This is a genomic window from Taibaiella soli (assembly GCF_003236175.1).
GTDB lineage: Bacteria > Bacteroidota > Bacteroidia > Chitinophagales > Chitinophagaceae > QKTW01.
Genome location: NZ_QKTW01000002.1, coordinates 130,199 through 143,931 on the forward strand (window position 1 = coordinate 130,199; position 13,733 = coordinate 143,931).

Below are 13,733 nucleotides of genomic sequence, written 5' to 3' on the forward strand. Positions count from 1 at the left end.
AAGTTTAAAGCTCAAGGCCTAAAGCTCAAAGCGTTCTGTGTTGCCAAATAGCGTCTATGTGAGATGGGTTTTTAGCGTTGAGTTTTAGGCTTTCCGCTTTTTTAAGATTTCCTTAAGAGAAAAGAAATACCAAATACACTTTGCGAAATTAGAATAACTGTTACATTTGCGGCTGAATTCCCTTCATAACGATGTCTCAAAACAAGTATAGCAATAACAACTGGGTCCGGTATATCTGGATTTGCCTGGCTGTGTTCTTTCTTGTTTTCAATTCAACGCCGGTTAAAAAACTGATCCGTATTTATGTGTACGGCGCTCCGGCCGCAGTAACGACGGACATCGAATCCGTAGCCAACAAAGTTTATAAAGATTGTTGCAGTCTCCAGGACCGACACGAAGTAAATTCAGAAAAACAAATTACAGCAGCGCATCAGGATAGTACTGATCCGCTTTGGTTGTTTGCCGGCGCAGCGGCAGTCGTTGCACTGCTTTCCGCTTTTTACAATCGCAGACAGCCTCAGTTTCAATACCGTTATCTTCCCGCCAATAAAGGCACTGCGCCTGTATATCTGCAGGTGAGGAAATTGCAGGTCTGATACTTTTCCATTTCTTTTTATTGAGAGATCCGTGTACGAAAACGCGCGATTTAACTGGTGTTGCGCATGCAGTCACCATACCTAAACAGCCTGGCTGCGAATAAGCATTACTGCTTCTACGTGGTTACGGTTCCGTATTCAAATCAATATTTTAAAGTCATGTGGATCGTAAGATTAGCATTAAGAAGGCCGTACTCGGTTGCAGTAATGGCGTTTCTTATTCTTATCATGGGGATCATGGCCATCCGTTCAATGATGGTGGACATTTTTCCCGTAATTGATATTCCTGTTGTTTCCGTTATTTGGAGTTATCCGGGCCTCTCCGCCGCGGAGATGGAGAAGAAAGTTGTGTTGCTGAGTGAGCGTGGTATCTCATCTTCCGTAAATGGGGTAGAGCGCATTGAATCACAATCGCAGCCAGGTATTGGCATTCTCAGAGTTTACTTTTCAAAAGGTGCAGATATTGGCGCCGCAATTGCACAGATGTCTGCGACGGCCAGTACTTCTTTGCACTCGATGCCGCCTGGCATTCAGCCGCCTGTGATTCTGCAGTTTAACGCCACAAACGTACAAGTGGCGCAGATTACGATGTCGAGTAAAACACTTTCTGAAGATAAAATTTTCGACTACGCGCTCAACTTTATACGCATTCGTTTGTTTACCATTCCGGGGCTTTCTACGCCAGCGCCATTTGGTGGTAAAAATCGTCAGATCATTGTAGATGGTGATGCTAAAGCGATGCAGGCAAAAGGCCTTTCGCCGGTAGATCTGCTTAATGCATTGCAAGCTTCCAACCTGATTATTCCTGCAGGTAATGCGCGTATTGGTACAAGGGAATATAGCGTACAGCTCAATTCCAGTCCGGATATGGTGAAGGACTTTAATGATATTCCGGTCAAATCGATCAATGGTCAGATTGTGCGGTTGGGCGATGTTGCGAAGGTCTCCGATGCGTTTGCCGATCAGGTAAACGTGGTGCGGGTAGACCGTAAGCGAGCGGCTTATCTTTCTATCTTGAAGAAAGCAGATGCCTCGACACTGATGGTCGTGGAGGCCGCAAAAGAAATGATTCCCCAGATCAAAGAGACTGCACCGAATGGGCTTGATCTTAAACTGGATTTCGATCAGTCGGTCTTCGTAAAAAACTCCATTGATAGTGTGCTCGATGAAGCAATCACCGGCGCAGTACTTGTGTCGATGATGATCATGTTTTTCCTCGGTAGCTGGCGCAGCATGGTGATTGTATGTACGTCCATTCCGTTATCAATTTTTGTCGGAATTATTGTGTTGAATCTTACGGGCAATTCACTCAACATTATGACGCTCGGCGGGCTTTCACTAGCAATTGGTATGTTGGTGGATGATGCGACGGTAGAGGTCGAAAATATACATAGGAACAGGGCGCTCGGTAAACCATTAACGATAGCGATTCTGGATGGTGCGCAACAGATTGCCATACCCGCGTTGATGGCTACGCTCGCGATCTGTATCGTGTTTCTTCCAGTTGTTCTGTTGACCGGTCCGTCGAAATTTTTATTCCAGGCAATGGCATTATCAGTGGTGATTTCCATGATGGCTTCGTATGTACTCTCACGTACACTGGTTCCTGTTTTGGCGAGAATGCTGATGGCTAATGAACATCATGGACCGAATCCTCCAGAGCATGGCGGCTGGTTTAAACAATTCTCTTTCCGTTTCAATCAGGAACGTGATCGCCGTTTCAATAAATTTACAGACCGCTATGGACGTGTGTTGCATGGCTTTTTACATAACCGCGGCATCGTACTCACGTTTGCTGTAGCCATATTGGTGATTTCTGTTTTACTCGTAAAAGTAATTGGCACCGACTTTTTCCCAACCACCGATACCGGTATGATGAAAATTCACTTTCGGGCGCCAGTTGGTACACGTATTGAAGAGACCGAGCGATTGGTGGATTCTGCCGAAGCACGTATACAGCAAATCATTCCGAAGGCAGAATTGGGTTCGGTAAATGATATGATTGGTGTACCGACTTCGTATAACCTTGCGTTTGTGCAAACGGATAATACAAGTAGTATGGATGCTGACATTCTGGTTTCGTTAAATAAAAAACACAAGCCCACAGCCGAATACATTCGTTCTATACGTAAAGATCTAAACGATCATTTTCCAGGTTGCAGCGTGTATTTCCAGTCGGCAGATATCGTCAGTCAGGTATTGAATTTCGGTACTTCTGCGCCGATTGATGTGCAGATCATGAACAGCAATTATGATACTTCCTATAAGTATGCGACAATGCTGAAAAACGCAATCAGAACAATTCCTGGAACAGCAGATGTAAACATTAAGCAGATTCTCGATTATCCGACACTGAAATTTAACGTAGACAGAAGGCGTGCACAGGAACTGGGTCTGACACAGCGTGATGTCGCAAACTCAATGCTGGTGGCGCTTTCGTCAAACTCAACAGTATCTCCGTCGTTTTATATCAACCCGACGAATAATGTAAACTATCAGGTAGCGGTAAAAATTCCATACCAGACGATGAATTCGGTGAACAGCATTTTGAGTACGCCGGTAACATCAAGCACTGGTTCGGTTTCCTCCAATTCTGTGCCTTCACCCACAGATCTGCCAATGGCGCAAACACAAACGCTTGGTAACCTCGCAACGGTACACTATGAAAATCAGTATGACGTCATCAACCATTATACCGTACAACGTGTGATGGATATTACGGCCAATGTGGACGGACGCGATATGGGTTCCGTAGCTGCTGATATTGAAAAGAAAATTGCTGCGATGGGACAATTACCAGCGGGCATGCATATAGCATTGAAAGGCCAGCCAGAGGTAATGAATAGTACATTTAAAACATTGGGACTTGGTCTGGTACTTTCCGTAGTGTTGGTGTACATGTTGATGGTGGTATTATTCCAGACCTGGCTTGATCCGTTTATCATTCTATTCGCAGTACCCGGCGCATTTATTGGTATCCTCTGGATGCTGGCGATCACGGGTACAACGATCAATACAGTTTCACTGATGGGGGCAATTGTGGCCGTCGGGATTGCGGTATCCAACTCTATTCTGCTGGTAAGTTTTGCGAATGAGGTGCGGGTAGAAAAAGGTTTGAACGCAATAGAAGCGGCATTGGAAGCGGGTAAAACCCGTTTGCGGCCAGTATTGATGACTGCATTGGCAATGGTATTGGGTATGATTCCGATGTCGTTGGGTACGGGAGCCGGCGGTGAACAAAATGCGCCACTGGGCCGTGCGGTAATGGGCGGACTGATTGTAGCAACGTTTGTGACATTGTTTGTGGTGCCGGTGGTTTATTCAATGCTGCGCAAAAAAGAGCCGCAACGCCATAAGCTGGATGAACAGTTTGATCTCGAAACCATGCGCTATGACGAAGTGGACACTGGCCATGCATTGTTGATTCCCGAAGTGAACGTTACAAACAATCCTATTCACAACTAAAAATCGAACGAACTATATATGAGTATCGAAAAGAAAAAAACAACAGTCCGCATCTGGATCGGTGGCGGTCTTATAGTTGCCATAGCCGCTATGGGCTTGCTGTTGATGCTTTCCAGACAAAAGAAAGCGTACGCTTCAGAAACCGAAGCACGTACCAAACAAGTAAAAGAAGGACCAACAGTAAAAGTGATAAAAGCCGGGATGAACAGCGCTTCCAAAGGTCTGACGTTGATTGGTGAGGCACGTCCGTTTCAAAGTGTGACCTTGTACGCAAAGACCAGCGGTTACATGAATAAGATTAATGTAGACAAAGGTGATAAAGTAAGCCAGGGGCAATTACTCGCGACAATTGTTTCGCCGGAAACAGACCAGGCTTATAATGCAGCACTGGCGGATCTTCAGAATAAAAAGAAAATCTTGGACCGTGACCGTGCTTTGCTGACAAAAGAATACATCTCTAAAGAAGATGAAGAACGTAGCGAAACAGCAGTGACAATGGCCACTTCAACTGTCACTTCGTTGCGCGAGCAAATGCAGTACAAAAATATTGTTGCGCCATTTTCCGGAACGGTGACTGCACGTTTTGCAGATCCTGGTGCTCTGGTACAGAATGCAACCAATTCGCAAACCAGCGCGCAGCCACTGGTAACGGTTTCGCAGCTCAATAAGATAAGGGTGTATGTATACGTTGCGCAAAACGACGCAGCCTTCTTGCAGGAAGGATATCCGGTTACGATCACAATGACTGAAAAGCCGGATATGCAGATTAAAGCCACTGTAACGCGTATTGCGGGGGAGCTTGATCCGAAAACAAGAATGATGCTGGTGGAAATTGATTTGCCAAACGATAAAAACGAAATCATCCCGGGTGGTTATCTGCAGGTTACATTTCAGCCTTCTGCACAGAAACATCTGATGATTCCGGCAGAGGCGCTGGTGGTTCGCGGGAATAAATATTTTGTTCCGGTAATCGGCACCGGCAGTCAGATTCATTACCAGCCTGTGGAAGTAGGTAACAATGACGGCAGCAATGTAACCATTCTCAGTGGCCTGACAGAAGGCGAACAGATCGGTTTAAATGTGAGTCCGGAATTGACCGAAGGACAGAAAATCAGAATTCAGTCTTAACCTGTAAACAGCAGAAAGTGAATAAAGGAATATTAAAAACGGCTGTCGTCATGGTGCTTATAGCGGGTGGGACAGCGGAGGCGCAGCAGGTAACGACGCTGAATTTACAAGACTGTGTGAATATAGCATTGGATAAATCTACGGCAGCGCTGAAAGGCAACAATAACGTGGCTTTGGCCGGTGCGCAGGTATTGGCCGCTTATGGACAATTTCTCCCAAATCTGGTTGCCGGCGCTGGTTATAATTTCGACAAAGGGAACAATTTCTTTTCTTCATCGGGCGGGGCATTGATCGATGAAGCCAAAAGTCAGTTCAATTATCAGCTCACGAGCAGTGTGAATATATTTTCCGGTTATTATAATTATTCCAGCTGGAAAGCATCCAAACTCAATCAGCAGATGTCTGAATACACACTGGAACGTGCGAAGCAACAGATCACACTGGATGTAACCCAGTCATATTTGCAGGTAATTCTGGACCGGAAAATAGTAGCACTCGATAGCGCCAATTTAGACATATCACTGAAGCGTGAAGATCAGCTGAAAGTCTTGACAGATATTGGTCGTAAGGCAAAAACAGATTTATATCAACAGCAAGCACAGACCAGTAACGATAAATTAGTTTTCATCAGTGCCAAAAATAGATTGCAGAATGATAAAATTCTGCTGTTACAGAAGCTCCGTATTGATTCTGCCGACAGTTATGAAATAGCGGACATATCAGTTGATGACGGCGCGAGTGCCAAACAATATGGCAATCGTGATGCCTTATTACAAACCGCAATGGACGAGCGTGTAGATTTAAAATCAGCGGAATTAAATACCAAATATGCGCTTTGGAATATTAAGAAATACAAGAGCGGGTATTTGCCATCGGTTGCATTTTCGGTAGGTGCTTACAATAATGGAGCATTCTTCCATGACCTTGCCATCAATGGCAAAGATGCGTTACCCGTTTCGCAGGAAGCAATCCCAACACAGCTGTATAAATACACTTATGGTTTAGCGGCTATCACGGCGAGCTGGAATATTTTTGATCGCTTCTATACAAAGTCGGCTGTAACAACAGCGAAGATCAATTCAACGAATGCCAATATTGACTTGAAGGATGCGCAGATCGGCGTTACGGTTGGCGTAAAACAAGCGTACAACGATTATGTAAATGCGGTGCAGAAAATGGAGACAGTAGATGTAGGTGTAAATGCTGCTGAAAAAGCCTATGAAGCTATTAACGGAAGATACAAAGAAGGTGCTTCAGATTTTATTACGGAAGCCAACGCACAGCTCGTGTTGTTGCAGGCACAGCAAAATAGAGTGCAGGCTTCCGTGAATCTGATGCTTCAGAAGAAAGTGATCGACTACTACGTTGGCGCTGTGGTGAAATAATCGCTGTTATTAAGTATCATGTAGTAAGTATCAAGTATCAAGCTGTTATTATTTACAAATATTCCTTCGAGTAGAAAATCATTTCAGCGGTTGTGCTAAACACACATATTTGATGCTTAAAATCAGCGTAAATAATATCAAGCTGCGACACAAAACATCAATGTTTGGCAATAGCTTGATACTTGATACTTGATACTTGATACTTGATACTTTCTACTTCTGAATTCTGCTCATTCTTTTTACTACCCATGGTAGTGTAAGCCCTTGTCCAATGAGTGTAAACAATACAACCGCTACCGAAATGAAAATAATATCGCTGCGCATCGGAAACGGCGTGCCATTTTCCAATTTGGTTGGCAGACCGAGTGCAATTGCAAGCGACACAATACCTCTCATACCCGACCAGCTAATGATTACGCTTGTTTGAAAATCGAGCAACGCTTCTCTCGGTATTTTTTGTTTTCGTTTTTTAAACGTGTTCTGCAAATTCAATTTCTGCAGGAATACCCGCGCCATCCGGATCAGGAGTGCTACAACTGTAATAATAAGCGAATAGCCGATCAGCGACCAGATTTTATGATTGCTTACGTCCTTTACCACATATGGAAATTCCAGTCCGATGAGGATAAAGATGAGTCCGTTGAGCAGAAAAATGATAACGTCCCAAAATGATTTTGATTGCTGTTTGAGTTGTTCCGGGAAGACGCGGTCACTGAAACGTGAACTGCCGATGCCGATGATCACCACAGCGATCACGCCCGATACATGGAATGATTCTGCCAGGAGATAAGCCACGAATGGCGCCAGCAGCATGAGTGAAACAGTAACCAGCGGATTGCCGTACACTCTTTTTAAAACAAATGCAAGTGTTTTGCCCAATACAAATCCAACTACAAAACCGCCAGACATAAGCACTGCAAAATGTAAAGTTGCCTTCCATAATACAAACGCAGTGCCGGTCACAGCTGCTACAGCAAAACGATAGGCTACCAATGCAGATGCATCATTGACCAGGCTTTCGCCTTCCAGTATGGTTACTGTTTTATGCGATAAGCCTAATCCCTTGGTAATGCCAATCGCTGCAACGGCATCTGTGGCAGAAAGAATTGCACCCAATACAAACGTCAACGGCCAACTCATGCCCGGAATGATAAAATGGGCAACAATAGCAACACCAATCGTAGTCAGGAATACAAGGCCTACAGCGAGTGTGCTGATGGTATTGAGATGGGTGCGGAAATCCTGAAATGAGATATTAAAAGCTGCATCGTAAAGCAACGGCGGTAAAAAAATCAGGAATACGACTTCTGAATTCAAAACAATTTCAGGTACTGCAGGAATAAAGCCAATTGCTATGCCGGCAATAATCAGAAGGACAGGATAAGGAATATTTATTTTTTTCGCCACTGCGGACAGCGCGATCATAATGGCCATGATAAAAATAACGACGCTGTAGTTTTCCATAAGCTGAATCCTGATGACAATTCCTTTTTAGAGACGCTGATATTTCTCCATATTAAAATATAAAAAAATGTTCGAAAATTTTTTTTGTAAAGAGTTTGTTAAAGTCGCAAAAGAGTTTTTAACTTTGCGGCCGATTCTCTTGGGAGAGATTTGAATCGAACAAAGAACCCTGCGCAAATTCCTTTTTGAAATTAAATTTCTCAATGCTTCCGGGCATTGGGACCAGCAATTTTATTTCGACATTTCTTGATGCAATGTTTCGTATTTACATGCGCGTTAGTTTTGGCTGATGTGCTTGAAACGATTTGCAGAATAGAATTTCGCGGAATAAGGGTTGCTGACCAGATCACATGATTCCTGATGAAGAAGTTGTGTGATGGCACTCGTAAACCAAAATAACTGATACCCCAAACTTGTAACCCAAGCTTGCGAACCGAACTCTGCATAAAAGTTTTTTTAGCCCTGCTAGCCGTGATGATACTGCCAGGCACAAGTGGTATTGCCCAGATACTGGATGATACTGCTAGCTTCGAGTTCGTCTTAGATCATCCTTCATCAACAGATCAGACATCGGTTTCACAGCGGCTTACTTATCAGAGTTCCATAAAGAAAATAGTGACCGTTACTATTGATTGCAGACAGGTACGAAGTAAGGACACCATTCCGGTATATCATTATGTCTTCGAAAATGTTCCGCTCAATAAAGGCCCATCGTTTACGGAACTCAATTTTTCGAAAGCAAATAACAGCAGTAATACCAATCAGAGTTTTATCCGCGCCATAACTAAGTTGGGTGCAATGCCGCCTGGTATTTATCTTACAGGTGTTTCCATTCAGAGCAAAGACAGTACCGTCAAAGCTTTCAAGCAGTTCTACCAGCCGGTGGACAGCAATCTGTCTTATAAGAGTCCTTTGCGGATTAGTACTAACGAATTACTCGGAGGTGCATCTAAGTCAATCAATAATCCAAAGAATATTTCCAAACAAATTGCGGCATCTAAAGATCAGCTGCAAAAACAAACAACCCGCATCAGCAAAAAATTGCGGAGTGAAAAAGGTATTAGCGTCCATCCGTTGATGATTGATGGTAAGACTTATAGCGAACTATACTATGAAGAATGGTTTTTGGGACGCTATGAAATCGTTGCTGGTAAAGGCATGCAGGATAAAATTGCGGGTGAGGGATCTATGCTTAAGGACAATGCCGGTGCGTTGGTGCATAATGACCTTGGCGATTTTCAAAGTGTAAGCGGCGAACTGCGTGATTTATTTGCCAAGGGTAAAGATCAAAAAGAAGTGCTCAAAGGGAATGTGGAATTGAGTCAATATCTGGGCAACGGTCAGGAGCCAGGTTCCATGCAGGACAACAATTACACAGAATTTCGTGCTCAGATAGATACGCGCGTTTTTGATATGCCGGTTGGAATCGAAGGTTTTTATACAACGCAAGATGCAAACCGTCAGGCGAAGGCCAGCTATATCCGCTTTCATTATGAGGTAGCTACGGCTAAAGAAGAACTGCTGCAAAAAATCAATACCTATAAAAGTAAATTCGGTGAAACAGTTGCGAAAGGACAAGGCCTGCAGATGATGTATGGTTCCTATCTTAATAAACTCGAGAATGAAAAAGGAAGCCTGCTCGACGACCTTTCCCGCAATTACGGTCTTAGCGAACAATCATTGAAAAATAACGAAGGCAACCTTGATCAGGTGCTTTCTGATCTGCCCAAAAATATTGATACTTCTAAACTTCGTAGTACAGCCCTGCGTCAGTTGGATGAGCACACCGACAGTAGCAAAGCGCTCAATAAACTGCAGACCGCGCGCCAAAAAATAGAAAAAGATAAAGCCGAAATTCAAAAGCGTTACGACCGGATCGTTGCATTGGAAAAGCAATACGAAAAATACAGAACATTGCTTGATCAATACCGTACACAACTGCATCTTGATTCTGCCATTACCTACAGCAAAATTCAGGCATTGGAAAAAGGTGATGAAAGCAGTTATAAAGATCTATTGAAAGCCTCTGCAGGTTTACTTCCTGATGGTAAAGTGAAAACTTTCGCCGCAGGGTTAACACATTTTGATGCGGGTATCATCAATCAATATGAGTCCGACTACACAATGGCTGGTCAAAATCTAAAAGGAATGAGTACCGGCTATGATTTTGGTTTTGTAAAAGCAGCTGTGACATTGGGTAAAACACAGTATGTAAGCCGGGATGGCAGCGTGGATAATTATAACAGTTACTTAGGTAAGCTGACTTTCAAGCCATTCAAAAAGCAACATATAGAGCTGTTGTATTATGGTTATAGTCCGGCGATAAAAACGCTTGGGAAAGATACTTTTTACCAACATAGCGATATCGCAGGCCAGTCCTATACAGAACCTGTAACGATCGTGTCGATTAATTATCAGGGTGAGTTGACTAAGTTTCTTAATGCACAAGTGGAAGGCGCAACTTCCATGAAGAAAGGAGAAACCGTGCAGTTCGATATGGATCACAGCGCCACCAAAACGAATTTCGATCTGATGATTCCGTATACTACCACGCAATTACAGGGAGAGTGGGAGCACGCGGGCAGAGCATTTGAGAACAGTACATTGCCTTATAGCAAAGCCGGTACCGATCGGTATACAGTTGCTACAACAACTGATTTGTTCCATTCCTTTCTGACCGTTGGTTTGCAGTTTAACTACATGGAGCAAAACAATTTTGGCAATACAGCTTACAGCAATAAATGGGGCTTTGATATTGCCACCCACTCCAAACGTTTTCCATCGTTACAACTTTCGTACAAACCGTTTTCAACGTTTAGAGCTTACAGCGATACACTCAATGTGCCACAACGGCCAATGACCGGTGAAGTATGGACGGGTAGGGCTTCTTATCAATTTAAGAAGAATAAAATCAGTCATCGTTTTAGTGTGGTGTACAATCAGAATAGCAGCAATATGGATACCATACGCTACGCCAGCAAAATGGTACAGGCAACTTATATCCTGACGCTAAAACAAGATAGTTATACTGCGAGCAGTGGTTGGAGTCAGATGCCAGTAACGGATACGGCTACAGGTAAAAGTTTTGATCTGTCAACCTGGTTTATGAGCATCGGCGGCGGCCGCGCAATTACCTCACAATTGTCGGTCAATCTGGCCGAAGAAATAGCAATTGCAGGTTTCGGTTTGCAACGGATGTCAACAACAGCTGGCTTGCAATACCGTTTTGTAAAATGGCCAATTATGCTGCGATTGCAGGCAAGGTATACGAATTACCGATTGACAGTACAGTCTCCGAGAACGAATCTATATGCAGGACAAATCGGAATGGGTTGGCAGTTTAAACTCAAGAAAAGGTAAATGTTTAAAGGGTCAAGTGGTTAAATCGGCGTTTATCAACGTAAGACGTACTCGCGGTGCAAGTCCTCCTCCTTTAGAGGAGTTGGATGAGGCTAATATTTTTTACTTAACAACACAACAATAAGAAACAAAATGAAAAAATACCTAACCCTGCTATTGCTGCTTGTTGCTGCCAGCGTAGGTTATAGCCAGAATATACTGGTGAACCTCGATCAGTTGGACGGGATAGAAATCACGCCGAACAATGTGTTTAATATGCAAGTGATCAATAATAGCGGCGCGAGTCATCAGGTAAAACTGATGGGCAGCATTCGTTATCGGAACAGCAGACTCCGCATTGGCTATACATTTTATACAAACGTCCAGCCCGGTGTCAACATGATCACCCGCGATAAAGTGAGCCGTCTGAGCTGGGATTTTTCCGAGAGTGCATTGCGTGAGTTGTTTCTCAATTATTCCAAATTACCAGAAGGTAATTATGAGTATTGTGTGGCGTTATCTCTTGCAACTCCGGGCAATGAAACACAACCCGGCACACCATCAGACGCCTGTATTTACAATAGAGCGAACGATATTTTTCTCATTAATCTGGTAGATCCGGAGAATAATGCGAAGCTGCATGAAAACTATCCAATGTTGAGCTGGATGGTAAACTATCCGTTTGCCAGTGCGCTTACTTACCGTGTTCGCGTAGCAGAACAAAAGCAAGGTCAGAATCCGCAAAACGCCATCGCCCGCAATCCTGCCATGTATCAGGACAACAGCGTGATGGGCACCAGCATTGTATATCCGGTGACTGCTAAGCCACTGGAGAAATGGCAGCCTTATGTATGGACGGTTGATGCTTACTACAAAGGCATTCTTTTAGGAGGTGCGGAAGTTTGGAAGTTCATAATTGTGGATGACAGTTTGTTGCAATCGGTGCCCAAAGATCAATCGTATTATGAGTTTGCGAGTCACAATGGCGATACTCGTTTATATGCTACTGGCCAACTTAAGTTAAAGTATATCTCGGAGCAGGCAAATGATACTTTGAAAATGCAGTTGTTCGACGAGGATAAAAAAGCTGTAAATCTTCCTGATTCTATCGTTTCCGTAACACCCGGCGAAAACTTTTTCGTGATAAACTTGGCAGAAAAGATTGCATTAGGTCATAACAAGAAATATGATCTCCATATAAAATCTAAAGATCAAAAAGAGTACATCGTACCATTTACTTACACCAATCCACTTTATTTGAAATGAGCAAGAAATTATCTGTAGACAGAATTCTGTTATCTGTGACTTTGTGCGTGACACTAGTGTTGTTGGGCAACCTGTGCTATGAGCATTTTAATAAGAAAGGAGTTGTGTTTGTCGACATCAACAAACTGGTGGAGCAATATAAATTCAAAAAAGACATGGAAGCGACTGCTGCCCATAACCTTTATACAATCAAGAATGGCACAGATAGTCTCAAAATGCTGCGAAGAACTAGTTCAGGAGTTGCTGCATCACACTTGGACACCGTAATTACGAAAAGAGAGTTTGCCCTCGAGAAATTTTACGAACAGTCCAATCAGGAAATTTCCCGGAAAGTATGGGAGCGATTAAACCCTGCGCTGGAACGTTTTGGAAAAGACAAAGGATATGAAATAGTAGTTGGTGCAAACGGCCAGGGTACAGTGCTATATGGTAGCAAACAATCTGATGTTACCGATGAAGCGATCAAATACATAAACATCAACTATGAAAAAGGTAGCTAGTTTTTTGATGATAATGCTGCTGTTGTCTTGTGGCGGTTCCTATGATCACAATTCTCCAGCGGGTTTCATCCGGTATATGGAAGACCCTGCGAATGGTTGCTGTAGAACGGTGGAAACAAATGCCATGATTTATAAAATTCAATTGGCTACGCCGCAATACATGGCTTGTAGAGAGCTGATCAACAAAACAGGAAGTATTGATGCGGAGCTCTGGAAGAAACGGCTTGCAGAACTGGACGGTACTGTTTTTTTTATCGTGAAGATGGCCAGAAAGAATAAAGAGAATACTACGGAAGGCACGTCAATGACCGACCAGGAGCACGCAGCTCAAATGGAAGCATATTATGGTCAGCTGGCAGCAGCAGATTTTTCTTTAATCCAGAATGGATCAGAACTTCAGAAGTTGGCGTATCATTTTGAAAACAACTATGGTCTTTCACCTGAAAATACGATCATAATAGGCTTTAGCGTAAAGAATGTACAAAAGGATCTGTCGTTAACCTTTAATGACCGGTACACTCATACACCTGCGATTAAAGCAGAATTTAGTCAATCAACTATATCTCAATTACCGAATATCCAATTATAAC

At 43.3% G+C, this 13,733-nt stretch carries 9 protein-coding genes; 8 read left to right on the top strand and 1 reads right to left on the bottom strand.

The window, feature by feature from the left end; genetic code table 11:
- Nucleotides 1-191 precede the first annotated feature (191 nt).
- The 4 genes from DN068_RS00920 (at nt 192) to DN068_RS00935 (ending at nt 6,574) form a co-directional block, all read left to right on the top strand.
- Nucleotides 192-596, top strand: coding sequence for a hypothetical protein (locus tag DN068_RS00920; RefSeq protein ID WP_110996996.1), 405 nt, complete (start codon nt 192-194; stop codon nt 594-596).
- A gap of 66 nt (nt 597-662) precedes the next feature.
- Nucleotides 663-4,061 (top strand): efflux RND transporter permease subunit, encoded by a 3,399-nt coding sequence (locus tag DN068_RS00925; protein ID WP_207798826.1) that lies wholly within the window; start codon nt 663-665, stop codon nt 4,059-4,061.
- Between the two features lie 18 nt (nt 4,062-4,079).
- Complete coding sequence (locus DN068_RS00930; RefSeq protein ID WP_110996998.1) at nt 4,080-5,189, top strand: efflux RND transporter periplasmic adaptor subunit; 1,110 nt, start codon at nt 4,080-4,082, stop codon at nt 5,187-5,189.
- 17 nt (nt 5,190-5,206) lie between these two features.
- On the top strand, nt 5,207-6,574 hold the full coding sequence (locus DN068_RS00935) for a TolC family protein (RefSeq protein ID WP_123985177.1): 1,368 nt from the start codon (nt 5,207-5,209) through the stop codon (nt 6,572-6,574).
- A 213-nt stretch (nt 6,575-6,787) separates the two neighbouring features.
- Here the strand turns inward: DN068_RS00935 and DN068_RS00940 are convergent, their stop codons facing one another.
- On the bottom strand, nt 6,788-8,038 hold the full coding sequence (locus DN068_RS00940) for a Na+/H+ antiporter (RefSeq protein ID WP_110997000.1): 1,251 nt from the start codon (nt 8,036-8,038) through the stop codon (nt 6,788-6,790).
- 471 nt (nt 8,039-8,509) lie between these two features.
- On the opposite strand from DN068_RS00940, the gene DN068_RS00945 reads away from it, so the two are divergent.
- The 4 genes from DN068_RS00945 to DN068_RS00960 all read left to right on the top strand — a co-directional run bounded on the left by DN068_RS00945 (nt 8,510) and on the right by DN068_RS00960 (nt 13,732).
- Nucleotides 8,510-11,398 carry a hypothetical protein gene (locus DN068_RS00945; protein ID WP_123985178.1) on the top strand — a complete coding sequence of 963 codons (2,889 nt, stop codon included), beginning with the start codon at nt 8,510-8,512 and terminating at the stop codon, nt 11,396-11,398.
- Nucleotides 11,399-11,530: 132 nt separating this feature from the next.
- Nucleotides 11,531-12,643: a hypothetical protein gene (locus tag DN068_RS00950; protein ID WP_110997002.1), complete on the top strand. Its 1,113-nt coding sequence runs from the start codon at nt 11,531-11,533 to the stop codon at nt 12,641-12,643.
- The gene (locus DN068_RS00955; protein ID WP_110997003.1) at nt 12,640-13,143 is read left to right on the top strand and encodes an OmpH family outer membrane protein; all 504 of its coding nucleotides are present in this window, start codon (nt 12,640-12,642) and stop codon (nt 13,141-13,143) included. The genes DN068_RS00950 and DN068_RS00955 overlap by 4 nt, the downstream gene beginning before the upstream one ends.
- Nucleotides 13,127-13,732, top strand: coding sequence for a hypothetical protein (locus DN068_RS00960; protein WP_123985179.1), 606 nt, complete (start codon nt 13,127-13,129; stop codon nt 13,730-13,732). The genes DN068_RS00955 and DN068_RS00960 overlap by 17 nt, the downstream gene beginning before the upstream one ends.
- Nucleotide 13,733 lies beyond the last annotated feature (1 nt).

Bases quoted from the DNA above. Each gene is read 5' to 3' on its own strand.
- DN068_RS00920 (WP_110996996.1), top strand. From the start codon at position 192: ATGTCTCAAAACAAGTATAGCAATAACAACTGGGTCCGGTATATCTGG.
- DN068_RS00925 (WP_207798826.1), top strand. From the start codon at position 663: ATGCAGTCACCATACCTAAACAGCCTGGCTGCGAATAAGCATTACTGC.
- DN068_RS00930 (WP_110996998.1), top strand. From the start codon at position 4,080: ATGAGTATCGAAAAGAAAAAAACAACAGTCCGCATCTGGATCGGTGGC.
- DN068_RS00940 (WP_110997000.1), bottom strand. From the start codon at position 8,038: ATGGAAAACTACAGCGTCGTTATTTTTATCATGGCCATTATGATCGCG.
- DN068_RS00960 (WP_123985179.1), top strand. From the start codon at position 13,127: ATGAAAAAGGTAGCTAGTTTTTTGATGATAATGCTGCTGTTGTCTTGT.
- DN068_RS00950 (WP_110997002.1), top strand. From the start codon at position 11,531: ATGAAAAAATACCTAACCCTGCTATTGCTGCTTGTTGCTGCCAGCGTA.
- DN068_RS00955 (WP_110997003.1), top strand. From the start codon at position 12,640: ATGAGCAAGAAATTATCTGTAGACAGAATTCTGTTATCTGTGACTTTG.